Origin of the sequence: Candidatus Amarolinea dominans (assembly GCF_016704685.1) — a bacterium.
Lineage (GTDB): Bacteria > Chloroflexota > Anaerolineae > SSC4 > Amarolineaceae > Amarolinea > Amarolinea dominans.
Genome location: NZ_JADIZS010000004.1, coordinates 196,176 through 210,274, shown reverse-complemented (window position 1 = coordinate 210,274; position 14,099 = coordinate 196,176). Strand labels below are relative to the sequence as shown.

Genomic DNA, 14,099 nt, shown 5'->3' with positions numbered 1-14,099 from the left:
CAAACCTCATGAGTTGGGGCAAGTTGAGGCAGGCGCCGACCGGCGCCTGCCTGTACTTTCTTGTGCATCGTTTGCCACGGCCACCCATTATGTCCCCATCGTCTTAACGCCAGATGAAGATCGGCCCCTGTCAGGTGACAAAACTGTCATCTGTGCCCATCGCGGTAGGGGCATGGCCTTGCGCCTGCCCGCGTGGGCGACCGCAAGTGGGCGACCGCAAGTGGGCGACCGCAAGGGTACGCCCCTACAAATTGAGGGGATGCACGTCGCGTTAGCGCCAGATGATCGGGAAAAAGTAGGGTCTTGGGGTTGGGGTGGCGGTTGGCGTCGGCGATGGCGTCTCCGTGGGGGTGGGCGATGGCGTCTCGGTGGGTGTGGGCGACGGCGTAGCGGTGGGCGTGGCGGTGAAGGTAGCCGTGGCCGTCGGCGTCCAGGTGGGCGTCGGCGTGCGAGTCGGCGTGGGCGTGGGGGTGCGCGTGGGCGTGGCGGTCGGCGTCGGCGTGATCGTCGGCGTATCGGTGGCGGTGGGCGTTGGGGTGGCGGCCGGCACGTAGCTGTAGATGCTGCCATCATGACTGACCAGCCAGCCGTGGAACTCATCGGTCAATTCGATGTCCCAGAATTCTTTTGATCCGGCCGGTGCGGCAATGCTGTCCCAGTCCTGGCCGTTTTCGGTGTAGGCCAGCGCGCCGGCGTAGTTCGGGTCGGTGCCCTCGCCGCCGGCGGCCCAGCCCACGCCGTTGGCCAGCACGGTGACGCCGAAGAATTTCTTGTCTGACTTGCGCGTCTGTTGATCCCAGGGTGACGTTCCGCCCGCGTTGGCCGAATAGTAGACCGTGCCATGCGACGCGGTGGCGCCGGCCATCCAGCACTGGCTGCTGCTCAAGCAGTGAATGGCGGTGTTGTCGGCGCCGGTGGCGAAGTGAAAGCTCCAGCTCAGGCCGCCATCGAACGATTGGTACAGTTTGGCGCCGTTGGCCGCTGCGTAGCAGGTGCTGCCGTCGAAACAGGCAAAGTCCCACATCACCACGCCGCCAGGCCCGCCGTCCGCATCAAACAACTGCCAGCTTGCGCCCCCATTGGTGGATCGGAAAACCTCGCCCTGGGTGCCGCCCAACAGGATGGTGTTGGGTGTGACGATGCCCACGGAGTAGAGCCAACCGCCGTAGTCGGGCGTTTGTGACAGCGCCCAGGTCGTGCCGCCATTGGTGGTGCGCAGGATGTAGCCGTACTGACCGGCCGCCCAGCAGGTGTCCGCGTCCAGGCAGTCGAGGCCGTGCAGCCAGCCGGTGGCCGGATGCGCCTGTTCGGTCCAGGTGGCGCCGCCGTTGGTGGTCTTCAGGATGATGCCGAACGCGCCGCCGTTGCCTGGGTACCAATCGGAGCCGCCGACGGCATAACCGACCTGGTTGTTGAGCATCCTGACGCCGCGCATCGTGGCCTCCGCATGGGGATGGCTGTACTGCAACTGCCACGTGCCCGCGACAGCCGGGCCGGTCGGAGGGACGCTCTGCGCGTCGCCCTGTCCTGCTGTCAATACCGCCGCGGCCAGGCCGACCAGGCAGCAAATGGTGATGATCGAACGCATTCTTTTTACCTTTCTTCGATTACTTTGCTTACGATGTCTTGTTCTTCAACCGCACGCGCCAGTGTTCGTGCAGCGCGGTGAAGGCGGCCGCGGCCTGATTGCGCCGCGCCGAGTCTTGCACGCCAAAGCGACCGATGTTCCAGGTGACGATCAGATCCTTGCGCGCACGTGTGATGCCGACGTAGAACAGGCGCAGCCGTTCGGCCGCGTAGGCCAACCGTGCCTGCGCCGAGGCTGCGCCCTCCACGTAGCCGGCCGCATCATCGTCGAGAATCGCTTCCAGCAAGGCGATGGTTTCGGCTTGGGGATTGAGCGCATCACGCGCGTACCACGGTTCTGATTGATAGGAGTCGTGCGGCTGCGCGGCGGGAAAGCTGTAGTTGTTCAACGCCATCAGGTAGACGCGATCCCATTCCAGCCCCTTGGCCGCATGCATGGTGGCAATGGTCACCGTGCCTTTTTTGGGTTGGTAGCCGGTGTCGGCCGTGTCGAAGCCCAGGAAACGGCGCTCATTGCGCGCGATGATGTGCAGTTCGTTCGCCAGTTCCAGCAGGCGGGCGCTGGCCTGCGTCTCGGCGAAGTGGGTCAGCACCAGCGCCAGTTTGTGCGTCAGCGCCAGTTCGCTCGGCTCGGTGAACAGCTCACGGCCCAGGGTCAGGATGAGTTGGTCAATCGGCAGCACGCCGGCCTGCAGCCAGCGCTGCACGGCCTGGCGGAAGTTCAGCAGATCGGCCATGATCGCCGGCTGCTCCAGGGCCGGTCGCAGCGCGGCCAGCCAATCGCCCGCGGGGCCGGGGTAGAGGAAATCCTCCACGCTGGTCAGGCGGTGCAGGGTCTTCTCGACCTGCTGCGCCTGCGGCTGATTCAACGCGGACAGGGGCAACGGCCCGGCGCCTAACGGCGGCACAACCAGGACTGATTCGGCCAGGGTATCCGGCATGGCGTCGTCGCCCTGGTCATCCGGCGCTGAACTCACGTCCGGGGTATCGTCCACATCCGCGGCTGCGGCCGCACGATCGGCCTCGAGCGCTTCATCATCGGTTTCGGCGCCACGCCCGCGCGCCCACCACACCTGCCGGTAGACATCCGCCAACCGCATGCGTTCAACCGGCTCAGCCAGGTAGCGCACCACCATCTCCAGCTTACCAGCCACGTTGCGTGTGGCCGCGCTGCTGCGCAGCAGTTCTTCGTAGGGCAGGTTGCGCGCCTTGAGTTCGGTGGCTAGTTGAAACCCCCGGCTGTTTTCCGGCACCAGCACGGCCGCTGTCCAGTCAGGATGGCCCGGCAGCCAGCGGCTCAACGAATCGGCCACAGCCTTTAGCTCGTCGTCCGGTGTATGCGCACGCTCATCGAGGTAGGTGAAACTCTCGGTCGGGTTAGGCTGCGGATCACTGAGCGACGTGGGCTGAATGGCCTGCTGTAAGAAGGCATGCTGGCGCAGCCAGGCCACCGGATGGGCGATGCAGGTCCAGTTTACCAGGAAGTTAGCCAGGTCAATGATGGGGCGGGCGGAGCGGCCGGAGTCGGGCAAATCGCGCCGCAGCGCGCCCGGCTCATGCAAGAACTGGCGCAGATGTGCAGGGTCGGCCGTGGTAAAGGTGGTGTTGATGGCCTGATTGGGATCGCCCACGCGCACCCAATGACTGCCGCCCGCGCCTTGCGTGCCGCGCTCATGGGTGTTGGTCAACAGGCGCAGCATCTTCTCTTGCAGCAGGCTGGAGTCCTGGGCTTCATCTTCCAGCACGTAGGGCCAGCGCCGGCGCAATCGCTCCAGAAAATCGGGCGCCAGGCGCAGGGTCAACAGCGCCAGGCGAAGCAGATCATCGAAGTCCACCATGTTGCGCATCTGCAGGCCGCGCTGATAGGTCTCATAGACGTTCAGACCCAGGCGCAGCAGCACCCGCGACGGCTCTTCCAGGTTGCCCAGGCGGCCGCGCAGTTCGACCGGCGTCAGTTCCAGGTCTTTGGCGCGACGGATGACCATGCTGGCGATATCGCGGGCCTGTTCAGGCCATTTCTCACGGCGGACGGTGGCCGCTTGAAATTCCTTGAGTGCCCCGCTCAGGATAAAATCGAGCGCGGCCGGCTCATTGCTGAGCTGATGGTGCAAGGCTTCGTCCAGCACTTGTTGGGCCGCCCGTTCATCCGCGATCTGAAAATCATCGGTCAGCCCGGCCAGCGCCGGCCGCATACGCACGATGTCGTTGGCCAGCGCGTGCAGCGTACGCACGCGGTAGCCCACGTTGGGCAGCAGTTCGAACTCTGTGCTCAGGATTTGGGAAATGCGCTGGCGGAAGTTCTCCACCGCCGAGTTGGAAAAGGTGACGATGAGCACTTCGGGCGTCTCGAAGGGGTTGATGATCTCATCGCGGCGGGTTGCCAGTTCATGCACGAGCTGCGCGGCCAGATAGCTCAACGTTTGGGTTTTGCCACTGCCCGGCACCGCGCTGATTCCCAGGCGCCCCTCGCGAAATTCCAGCACGCGCCTGCGCCGGTCGCGGCACGAAACGGGGCGGCGGGCTGCTTGTCACCGCTCCTGCTTCCATCAGCGCTCCCATCGGCGCTCCCATCAGCCCCCCACCCCCTGGGGTTTTTCTCCCTGCCCCAGCACGCGCTGCAATACCTGCACCAGCATTCCCTGCTGCTCGAAACCCTGCTCTCCCCACTGCGTGATACCCAGGTGAACGCGAGTGCGGCAGCGCCGCAGGAGGCCCACCAGCAGGCGATAAAGATTCTGCTGTTTGGTTGCCACCTCATCGGCATCGGTCCAGATCCGGTCTTCACTCCAGCGCCGGCTGAGCACGTAGGGATGGGTCAGCGGCTGATCGAGGCGCTCGGCCCAGCCGGAGCTGCCGACATCCAGCCAGAATTGGTGCTGCACGGCGCGGTTGCGCATCAGGAAGGTGTAGGCAGGGGCAATCAGCACGGCGTCCTCATTCTCTTGCCAGCCGGCGACGAATAGCGCGCCGATCAGCCCGCTTTCCACCAGGCCCAGGTAATCGCGCCCCATGTCGAGCAGGGGGGTCTGTCCGACGCCGGCCACCGCCCAGCGGAACTTGCGCGCGGATTCGATCAACTGCGCGGCCACGCGGCCGGCGTCGAAATCGCCGTGAAAACGGAAGCCGGGCTGGCTCAGCACCTCGCCAAACAGGCGGCTGAGAAAATGATCGAGCGCCTGCACCTCTTCGACCCGGTAAGCCAACAGCCAACGGCGCAGTTGTTCGTAGGCCTGCCCCAACCGGTAGGTGATGCGCTCCTGCGCCTTGCCGGCGATGATGTCGAACGAGGTGAGCGTGGGCGCTTCGCCCGCTTTGGCGCGGTAAACGATGCGGCTGAGCAGATGGGCGCGCACCGGGTCAAGGCCGTCCAGCGCCAGGTAGAAGGCCTGCGCCACGTCCGCGGCCAGCGGCGGTAATTGCCAGCCGGGGTGCGCCAGGCTGGCCAGGGTCAACAGGCAGCGGGTGGCCGGTTCGGCGCGCAGTTCGCGCGAGGGCCGATGCGAACGGGCCGGTACGCCGCGCTGCGCCAGGCGATCCATCAACGAGAAGCGCAGGGAATCACTGACAAAGGGGGCCAGGACGGCAATCTCGGCCGCAGGCACGCGATCTTCATGCAGCAGATGGGCGATGGTATCGGCCGTCCAGTCGAGCATTTCGGGATAGAAGCGGCGCAGGGCCACGTCGAACGCGGCGCGGGCAACGCCAGGGGTCGCGGGTGCGGGGTCTGGCGCAGGCTCCGGCGCCGGGCGCGTGCTGAGCTGGCGCGTCAAGGCCAATGCCAGCGCCTGCACATCGTCGGATGAGACATAATGGGTGGTCAACGCCACCGCTTGCGTACAGACAGCCTGCAACTGTTGCGCCGAGTCCGGGTCGGCGCCCAGAAAAACCCGATAGCCGGCTTCCGCATCGTAGATGAGCAGCGCCGATTTCAGGTCAGGCAGCCAGAGTTTGAGCAGATCGTGCGCGACCGGCGTGTCCTCTTCCAGGTTATCCGCGATCAGATGGTCGTAGCTGCGAAAGAGCTGGGTACGACACCAGTCGTTGGCGAGCAACGTGCGGCTGAAGACCTGGATTTGCAGGGAAAAATCGAGCAGGTTGTTGTGCAGGCAGAACGTGCGGAAGGCATTGACCAGTTCTTGCGCGTCTTCGTACACGGTCAGGCGGTTCGAATCGTGCTGCCAGGCCCGTTGCAGGCGGCGCGCCACATCGGTGTGCGCAAAGCCGACCAGCGCGGCCTTGTTGAGGTTGTCGAGCACCTGGCTGATGATGCGCGGCTGGGAAAGCCCCACAGCATCCAGGCGACCGCTGGCGATGACCGGCTGCACCAGCCCGGCCATGTAGTATTGGGCTGTTTCTAACGTGAGAAAGACAGGCTCCCGGTCTGGATGGGCAAAGCCGGCATCCGCGGCAATCAGCGGCCAGTACAGTTCAACCTGGCTGCGCGCCAGTCCGCCCACGGTCTGCACGGTGACTTGACTGCCACTGCGCGCCAGGGCCGGCGCGGCCAGGGCGTCCCAGTAGGGGGCAGCCAGGCTGCGCTGGGGGGTCAACACCAGGATACGCCGCGCAGAGACGCCGCGTTGGCTCAACAGATGGCGCAGGCGGGCAACGCCCAGGGTTGTCTTGCCCACGCCGGCCGGGCCGTGCAGAAAGACCTTGTTGCCCTCGATGGCCCACGCGGGCAGATCGGCCAGGGTAGATTGGGTGGGAGATGGCAGCGAGTGAGAATCGGACATAGTCAGCGGTCAGGTCAGAGATCAGAGATCGGAGATCGGAGATCAGAGATCAGGGGATCGGAGATCAGTTCAGCGATTGAAATCGCACCTAAAGGGCGTGCCGCCAGGCGTCCACCTGCGTGGCCGCGGAGGCCGGTCGGCGCAGGCCGACCTTGCGGCGGCACGCCCGTTCGCCCCGAATTCATTCGGCGGCCCCCCCCGAATTCATTCGGCCGGCGGAACGTTTACTTTTGCAACTGCATCGGCATGATGACCTGGGTGTAGTCTTCAGGGCCGGTGCCCACCGGGCGAATCACGCCGGGCAACGTTGAGCGGGTGGCTTCCAGCGCTACCTGGGGGGTGTCAATGGCAGACAAGGCGTCAATCAGGTACTTGGCATTGAAAGCGATCTCGTTGGCCTCACCTTCGACCAACGCGTCCATCTCACTGACATTGTCGCCCAGCTCGGCCGAGGTTGCGGTGATGGTCAAGGTGCCGGGCTTCAGGCCGTCGGCCGGTATGATTTGCAGGCGCACGGCGTTGGCCGCGTCGCGGGCGAACAGGAAGGCCATCCGCACCGTGCGCAAGAACGCCTGGGTGTCTAACACGGCGCGGGTCTTGAAGCCGCGCGGGACAATGGCGTTGTAGTCGGGGAAGGTGGCATCGAGCAATTGGCTGACAATGTCAACCTGGTGATAGCCGCCCTTGCTGTCGGCCCTGCCCCAGACGTGAAACATGATCTGATTACGCGTGGGTGTGATGGTGACCTCAACCGGGCGCTCGTCGCTGGCGTCGCTCACGATGCGCGCCACTTCACTGAGGGTGCGCGCCGGGACGATCACCGTGTTGCGCGTGCCCCCGATCATCCCCATGCCGCCGCTGCGTCGTGCCAGGCGGTAGCCATCGGTCGCGGCCATGGTCAGGCGTTCTTCTTCGAAGCGCACCTCGACGCCGGTCAACGTTGGGCGGCTCTCATCGGTCGAAGCCGCGAAGGCAACCTGGTTGATCATCTGGCGTAGGGTGGCTGGCGGCAGCTCGATGACCGCGGTCTCGCCTCGGTCAGCCATGGTGGGAATGGTAGGGAATTCGGCGGCATCAATGCCTTTGAAGTTGGCCTCGTAGCGCGCGCACTTCAGGTTGAGGGTCTGCGTGCGCACCGCCAGGTCCAGATCAATCTTTTCGGTGGGCAGCGAGTTGACGAATTCGGTCAGGATGCGGGTGGGTACCGTGATGGCTCCCTCATCCTCGACCTTGGCGCCAATCCAGCAGTTGATACCAATTTCAAGGTTGGTCGCCGCCAACTTCAATTGCCCCTGGTCGGTGGCGAGAAGGATATTACTGAGAACAGGGAGCGTACTACGGGAGGATACCGCTCGCCCGACGATCGAAAGGCCTTTGGCCAGATTTTCCTGCAAACAAGAGATACGCACGTGACAGCCTCCTTGGAGTGACGAGTGTCGTCTAGTGACTAGATTGCGGGCAAGTATACCATACAACCGGTATCTACTCCAATCTTTCTTTCAGCGCGGCGCTGCAAGACCGTTGCAAACAGAACCTTAAAATTATGAGCATGACAGAAGTAGCGTTTTTGCTGTAGGGCAATGAAAATCGGAGTTATTTTGCGTTCGGAAAAGATGTCTGTCCTAGATGTAGTGTAGTACAAATGTTCGGTGTGACCGACTTGACGTAAAAAGCCAAAATCACTGGTTTTTGACCTGAAAAGGGCGGTTGCGCGAGCGTGCAGGGCATGATAGAATGTTAAAGATCGTTAGCGTGGCGGATGACAGATGATGACAGATAATGACAGATAATGTATGGGATGGCCTGTATGAGCAATAGTATGGCCCCTGCCGTTCATTGGCAGGCAACACTGGGTGAATTGAAGCTGCAAATGCCGCGTGCCACGTTTGACACGTGGGTCAAAGACACAATCGTCGTTGGTTGTGAACTGGACGAGTATGTCATTGGCGTCCCCAACGCGTATGCCAAGGACTGGCTGGAGAACCGGCTCGGCCCGACCATGCGACGCACGTTGGCAGCCATTGTCGGTCGCGGGATTGATCTGCGTTTCGTCGTGCGCAACCGCGAGGCGTCAGAACCGCCGGCAGTTACGGAACGGCCGCTTCTTGACGTCGAAGCAAGGCATGGGGAGTCGCAGACTACCGAAACCGGTTATCGCAATGGCAACGGGCATGGCGCCAGAAGCGTTGCTTTTTCCGGCGCGGTGTCATCACCACCGCTCAACCCGCGCTACACCTTCGATGCCTTCATCGTTGGTTCGGCCAATCGGCTGGCGCATGCCGTTTCACAGTCGGTGGCGGAGAAACCGGGTGAGGCCTACAATCCCCTGTTTCTGTACGGTGACGTGGGCCTGGGCAAGACGCACCTGCTGCAGGCGATTGCACACGACCTGCAACGGCGCGGGCTGCGCGTCGTCTACGTCTCTTCGGAAGCCTTCATGAATGACCTGATCGGCGCCTTGCGCACGCAAGGCACGGAAGCCTTTCGGGAAAAATACCGCACCTGTGACGCGTTGTTGATTGATGACATTCAGTTCATTGCCGACAAAGAGCGTACCCAGGAGGAGTTTTTTCACACTTTCAATACGTTGCACGCGGCCAATCGCCAGGTGGTGCTCTCCAGTGACCGCCCCCCGCGTTCCATCTCGCTGCTGGAAGATCGCCTGCGTTCGCGCTTCGAAGGCGGCCTGACCGCGGACGTCAAGGCGCCGGACCTGGAAACACGGGTAGCCATTCTACAGGCCAGGGCCAACAACCAGCCGGTGCCGGTGCCGGGCGATGTGCTCATGTTGATCGCGCATCGTGTGCGGACCAACATCCGTGAGTTGGAAGGCATGTTCACGCGTGTGGTGGCCCAATCGCAATTGCTGCACCGGCCCATCACGACCGACCTGGCCGAGCGCATTTTGGGTGAACTGGCGCCGGCGCTGCCCAAGCCGACCGCCGACAGTATCCTGAAGTGCATTTGCAGCTACTACAAGGTCGAAACAGGTGTTTTATTCAGCACCTCGCGCGTCAAGAATATTGCCTGGCCGCGCCATGTCGCGATGTACCTGCTGCGCACCGAGTTGGACATGTCGCTGCCGCAGATTGGCCAACTCCTGGGCGGGCGCGATCATACCACCGTCATCCACGGCGTGGATAAGGTGACCCACCTGCTCGCCGACGATGAGACCGTGCGCAAACAGATCACCGACGTGCGTACACAACTCGTGGCCCCAAAATAGGCATGTATCATTCATGAATTGGTTATCACTCATTTCCACTGTTGTCACCCTCGTCTTTGCCGGCTTCGTGCTCTACCGCTACGCTTACCGCGGCGGTGCGCATTTGCTGCTGTGGGGCATGGGGTTGATCTTGTACGCTATCGGCACCTTTGCGGAGTTCTATCTGGCGCTGCGTTGGAGCGCCGCCTGGTTTCATCTGTGGTATCTTGGCGGCGCCATGCTGACGGCTGCCTGGCTGGGACAGGGCACCGTGTATCTCCTGGTGCGCAAACCGGCCTGGCTGCCGCACGCGCTCATGGCTCTGTTGGCGCTCGGTTCGGTTTACGCGGTCTGGCGGGTCTTTGCCACCCCGCTGGACAGCGCCGCGTTTTCCGCGACCATGCCTGTCAGCCTGCAGTACAAACAGATCATGCCGCCGGGCGGCGCGCGGCTGCTCACCATTCCCTTCAACATCTACGGCACCATCGGCCTGGTGGGCGGCGCCATCTATTCGGCCTGGCTCTTCTGGCGCAAGCACATCCTGCGCAACCGGGTCATCGGCAATGTGCTGATTGCGATTGGTGGCTTAGCGCCTGCGTTTGGCGGCGCCTTCACCCGCCTGGGGCATCCTGAATTCTTGTATCTCAGCGAATTGCTCGGCGCGATCATCATGTTCGGCGGCTTTCTCCTGGTCATGACCACGCGGCCAGACGCCAAGCCCCGCGTGACTGCCTAGCCTGGCCGCAGCGCAGCCGGTGACGCCTGACCTATCATGGCGCGGGCCAACGTTACGCGTAAACCTCCGCTCCAACAGCAGAAACACTCGCAGCAGTCGCAAGCGCGCCAAAATCGGAAATACGCAATACTCTTGCCTGCACTGACTCCATGATCGAGTCTCGGATGAAATGGCTGGCCTCTAAAATCTCAATGCCAATCATTTCCCCCTGTGCGTTCAGTTCGACCGTTATGTTGGGGCCGAGTTCCACGCTTCCCGCTTCCGGCTCATCCGAGATGGACAGATGCAGCACGTCATCCTCTTCGAAGTACATCATCCGGGCTTCACTCATTGGAAAACCTTCCCGTCTTAAGCCGAAAATTGACTTGTTGACGCGTCGTAGCATGAATAGTCACCGGTATCATCGCAGTCTGTTCAGTCTCGTAAGGGATCATCACTAACACATCCTCAATGCGCCCTATGACGACCGACCGTCCGGTTTCGGTATCCAGATATCGCTCACTTGAGTATCTCACGATTGGTTCGATTTTCGCAAGATCAAACCCGCGCAACCTGGCTCGATAGCGCACGTAATCTGTCCAGATTATCTCGCTTTGGGGCTCTGGCATCGTCAGCTCCCTGTCTGGCACGATCGCTGTGCTAAGGAACGAGAATTTTTTAATTGTCTGGTTTAACGGCCCACGGGGTGGCTATGTTCGGACACTTATTTAATTCTCATTCCTAAATCTCTTGATTCGCTCTCACATCCACTGTTGCAGCATCTTATCACGGAATCAGGAAATCTTCAACCCCTGCGTGATCTCACGCTGAATTCTCGGTGAGTGGCTTCTGCAAACCTGCACCCAATGCGAAATGCCCCTATTCACACCCGTCAGATTGACTTTGCTTTGCGCTGTGCTAGAATACATCATCTTGATGTGAATTCTTACCCGCAGTGAGGTTCGATCTATGCGTTTTCCGCGTTCCAGTGGTGTCTTGTTGCACCCCACGTCATTTCCCGGCCCTTACGGCATCGGCGACCTGGGCGATGCTGCCATCGAATGGATCGAGTTCCTGGCCCGGCATGGTCAACAACTCTGGCAGGTTTTCCCCCTTGGCCCCACCGGCTACGGCGACTCACCCTATCAATGCTTCTCAGCCTTTGCCGGCAACCCGCTCCTGATCAGCCCCGATCGTCTGCTGGCGGCCGGTCTGCTCGACGCCGATGATCTGGCTGACGTGCCGGCGTTCCCGGCCCAGTCCATTGATTTTGGCGGGGTCATTGCCTGGAAAATGACCCTGCTCGCCACGGCTTTCGACCATTTCCGGGCGCGGGCCACGGCCGCCGATCGCGCCGCGCTCGACGCGTGGTGCGCTGAAAATGCCGCCTGGCTCGACGACTACGCGCTGTTCATGGCGGTCAAGAGCGCGCATGGCGGCGCCAACTGGAGTACCTGGACACGTGACATCGCCACCCGGCAGCCCGCGGCGTTGACCGCCTGGCGCCGGCGGGCGGCTGCGCAGGTCGCGCTGCAAAAATTCATGCAGTTTGTCTTCTTCCAGCAGTGGGCCGCGGTCAAGGCCGCAGCCAACGCGCAGGGGATTCGCATCATTGGCGACATTCCCATTTTCGTCGCCTATGACAGCGCCGACGCCTGGGCCAACCCGGAATTGTTCTATTTCGATGAAAACGGCCAGCCGGAGATCGTGGCTGGCGTGCCGCCCGACTATTTCAGCGAGACCGGCCAACTGTGGGGCAATCCGCTCTATCGTTGGGATGTCATGCAAGCGCGCGGCTATGATTGGTGGCTGGCGCGTATCCAGGCCACCCTGCGCGTGGTAGACATCATCCGCATTGATCACTTCCGTGGCTTCGAGGCCTACTGGGCGGTGCCCTTTGGCGAACCAACGGCCGTCAACGGTGAATGGCGCAAGGCGCCGGGCGCCGATCTCTTCAAGACGGTACGCGCGCGCCTGGGAGACCTGCCCATCATCGCCGAAGACCTGGGTTTCATCACGCCGGAGGTGCGCGCCCTGCGCGACGATTTCGGTCTGCCAGGGATGCGCATCGTGCAGTTTGCCTTCAGCTCTGGCCCGGAGGACCCCTTCCTGCCGCACAATTATGTGCATAACGCCGCGGTCTACACCGGCACCCATGACAACGACACCAGTGTCGGCTGGTACCGGCATAGCTCAACCGTGGAAGAACGCGACTTTGCCCGGCGTTACCTGGCGCGCGACGGCGATGACATCGCCTGGGATTTCATCAGGGTGGCCTGGGCATCCGTGGCCGACATGGCGCTGACACCGCTGCAAGACCTGCTCAGCCTTGACTCGGAGGCGCGTATGAACTTTCCCGGTCGCCCCAGCGGCAACTGGGGTTGGCGCTATCAGGCTGACGATTTGAGTGCTGAACTTGGCAACCGCCTGCTGGAACTGACCTATCTCTACCGGCGCCTGTCACCGCAGCCGGAGAAAGAGGACACAGAAGATACGGCTGAAACGATCGAAGATTGATGTAACTGCCCAGGCTCCGGCGCCGACAACGGCCACATAGTCAAAGGTTGAGTTCAACCCAGGCCGGCTCATCGCTGCGGGAGCCAACGATGCTGAATGCGATGGGGCCATGCGCGCCAGCGATGATCCATTGCCCCGGCCGATGGATGTGGCCACTGACGACCTGCGTGACTTTGCTGCTTTGCCGCACCAGTTGCCCCAGCGTGAAGTTCGCCATATAGGCGCTGAGCAGGCTCCAGAATGCGCTCTGAGGACGTTGGGGCACCGATTCGGCAAAGATCGGCCAGTGGGTGATGACCACGATCTGACGCACGGCCGCGTCGGCCTCCAGGGCCGCCAGACGACGGGCGAAACCACGCTGCAGATAGCGCGCCATGGCCACATCGCTCCACGGCCAATCAACGTAGTCGGCGTCGTGTGTGACCAGGCGCTTCAGCGCCCGGTACTCGTTGGCCACATAGGGCAGGTGCGGCGCCCGTGCGGAGTAATCATACCAACCCATCGTGCCGCAGATGCCGATGCCCTGGATGACGAGGTTTTGGTCCTCCAGCCAGACAAAGCCTTCTTGCCGCGCAGCGTGCGGAAGCTGCACCTGCCAGAGATCGCGACTGTGGAATTCGCCCCGGTAAACATCATGGTTGCCGGCGATGAGCAGGCGCGGGCAGGCGAAATCACGAAAGAGCTGCAGACCGCGCTGAAAAAGCCGCAGCGGATGGCCCACATCACCGGCCACGATCAGGCAATCAGGCCGCCGGGCGCTCGCCCGTTGCGCAAAGTCGAGGTAGGCTGCACGCTGGGCTGGCCGATAGTGCAGGTCAGCCGTGACAAGAATGCGCATGGAATGATCGGTTCCTCGGCGGGCGTCGGGTCACCCCGACGCGTGGACGTGTTCCGGTTTGATCTTGTAGATCACGCGCACCTCGCCGGGCTGGTGGTTGAAGCGACGACCGGCGCCGGTGTATTTTTCGGCCAGCGTATCAATGTGGGCGTCCGCGCCTTCGGTCGTGATCTCGACCACCGGCCCCCGAATTTGCAGGTAGCGATACGGGTTTTGTGGATCCACGATGTTCAGGGCCACATAGGGACGGGCACGCATGTTGCGATCCTTGACGCGCCCCTGGGCCGAGTTGACCCGCACATACTCACCCTCCACATCGAACCAGACCGGCGTCACCTGCGGGGTGCCGTCATCCATGCTGGTCGCCAGGTTGGCGAGCGCTCGTGCGGTGAGCAAATCCAGATGCGTGCTGGGAATTGTTGTCGTCATGTTCTTTCTCCGTAGGGCTTGTCAGGAAACATCTTTCTGTTGCTTGTCGCTAACGGTCAGCGTTCTGCATGA

General features: G+C 62.3%; 10 protein-coding genes. 3 read left to right on the top strand and 7 right to left on the bottom strand.

Annotated features, from left to right (window positions below; genetic code table 11):
• Nucleotides 1–271: 271 nt before the first annotated feature.
• The 4 genes from IPF85_RS04135 to dnaN all read right to left on the bottom strand — a co-directional run bounded on the left by IPF85_RS04135 (nt 272) and on the right by dnaN (nt 7,732).
• Nucleotides 272–1,588: a hypothetical protein gene (locus tag IPF85_RS04135; RefSeq protein WP_343406791.1), complete on the bottom strand. Its 1,317-nt coding sequence runs from the start codon at nt 1,586–1,588 to the stop codon at nt 272–274.
• Between the two features lie 28 nt (nt 1,589–1,616).
• On the bottom strand, nt 1,617–4,070 hold the full coding sequence (locus IPF85_RS04130; RefSeq protein WP_343406790.1) for an ATP-dependent helicase: 2,454 nt from the start codon (nt 4,068–4,070) through the stop codon (nt 1,617–1,619).
• Nucleotides 4,071–4,157: 87 nt separating this feature from the next.
• Nucleotides 4,158–6,323 (bottom strand): UvrD-helicase domain-containing protein, encoded by a 2,166-nt coding sequence (locus IPF85_RS04125; RefSeq protein WP_343406789.1) that lies wholly within the window; start codon nt 6,321–6,323, stop codon nt 4,158–4,160.
• 224 nt (nt 6,324–6,547) lie between these two features.
• Entirely contained in the window at nt 6,548–7,732 is a 1,185-nt protein-coding gene (gene dnaN / locus IPF85_RS04120) for a DNA polymerase III subunit beta (RefSeq protein ID WP_343406788.1), read from the bottom strand.
• Between the two features lie 398 nt (nt 7,733–8,130).
• On the opposite strand from dnaN, the gene dnaA reads away from it, so the two are divergent.
• Nucleotides 8,131–9,549, top strand: a complete 1,419-nt coding sequence (dnaA, locus tag IPF85_RS04115) for a chromosomal replication initiator protein DnaA (RefSeq protein WP_343406787.1) — start codon at nt 8,131–8,133, stop codon at nt 9,547–9,549.
• 13 nt (nt 9,550–9,562) lie between these two features.
• The gene (locus IPF85_RS04110) at nt 9,563–10,264 is read left to right on the top strand and encodes a hypothetical protein (RefSeq protein ID WP_343406786.1); all 702 of its coding nucleotides are present in this window, start codon (nt 9,563–9,565) and stop codon (nt 10,262–10,264) included.
• 52 nt (nt 10,265–10,316) lie between these two features.
• Here the strand turns inward: IPF85_RS04110 and IPF85_RS04105 are convergent, their stop codons facing one another.
• Entirely contained in the window at nt 10,317–10,649 is a 333-nt protein-coding gene (locus IPF85_RS04105; RefSeq protein WP_343406785.1) for a DUF2283 domain-containing protein, read from the bottom strand.
• Nucleotides 10,650–11,212: 563 nt separating this feature from the next.
• On the opposite strand from IPF85_RS04105, the gene malQ reads away from it, so the two are divergent.
• Complete coding sequence (gene malQ / locus IPF85_RS04100; protein WP_343406784.1) at nt 11,213–12,760, top strand: 4-alpha-glucanotransferase; 1,548 nt, start codon at nt 11,213–11,215, stop codon at nt 12,758–12,760.
• Between the two features lie 40 nt (nt 12,761–12,800).
• Here the strand turns inward: malQ and IPF85_RS04095 are convergent, their stop codons facing one another.
• Both IPF85_RS04095 and IPF85_RS04090 read right to left on the bottom strand, forming a co-directional pair.
• Nucleotides 12,801–13,598 carry a metallophosphoesterase gene (locus IPF85_RS04095; protein ID WP_343406783.1) on the bottom strand — a complete coding sequence of 266 codons (798 nt, stop codon included), beginning with the start codon at nt 13,596–13,598 and terminating at the stop codon, nt 12,801–12,803.
• 30 nt (nt 13,599–13,628) lie between these two features.
• The gene (locus IPF85_RS04090; protein ID WP_343406782.1) at nt 13,629–14,027 is read right to left on the bottom strand and encodes a PPOX class F420-dependent oxidoreductase; all 399 of its coding nucleotides are present in this window, start codon (nt 14,025–14,027) and stop codon (nt 13,629–13,631) included.
• Between the last annotated feature and the right edge of the window lie 72 nt (nt 14,028–14,099).

Bases quoted from the DNA above. Each gene is read 5' to 3' on its own strand.
- IPF85_RS04090 (WP_343406782.1), bottom strand. From the start codon at position 14,027: ATGACGACAACAATTCCCAGCACGCATCTGGATTTGCTCACCGCACGA.
- IPF85_RS04095 (WP_343406783.1), bottom strand. From the start codon at position 13,598: ATGCGCATTCTTGTCACGGCTGACCTGCACTATCGGCCAGCCCAGCGT.
- malQ (WP_343406784.1), top strand. From the start codon at position 11,213: ATGCGTTTTCCGCGTTCCAGTGGTGTCTTGTTGCACCCCACGTCATTT.
- IPF85_RS04125 (WP_343406789.1), bottom strand. From the start codon at position 6,323: ATGTCCGATTCTCACTCGCTGCCATCTCCCACCCAATCTACCCTGGCC.
- IPF85_RS04110 (WP_343406786.1), top strand. From the start codon at position 9,563: ATGAATTGGTTATCACTCATTTCCACTGTTGTCACCCTCGTCTTTGCC.
- IPF85_RS04105 (WP_343406785.1), bottom strand. From the start codon at position 10,649: ATGCTACGACGCGTCAACAAGTCAATTTTCGGCTTAAGACGGGAAGGT.
- dnaA (WP_343406787.1), top strand. From the start codon at position 8,131: ATGAGCAATAGTATGGCCCCTGCCGTTCATTGGCAGGCAACACTGGGT.
- IPF85_RS04135 (WP_343406791.1), bottom strand. From the start codon at position 1,588: ATGCGTTCGATCATCACCATTTGCTGCCTGGTCGGCCTGGCCGCGGCG.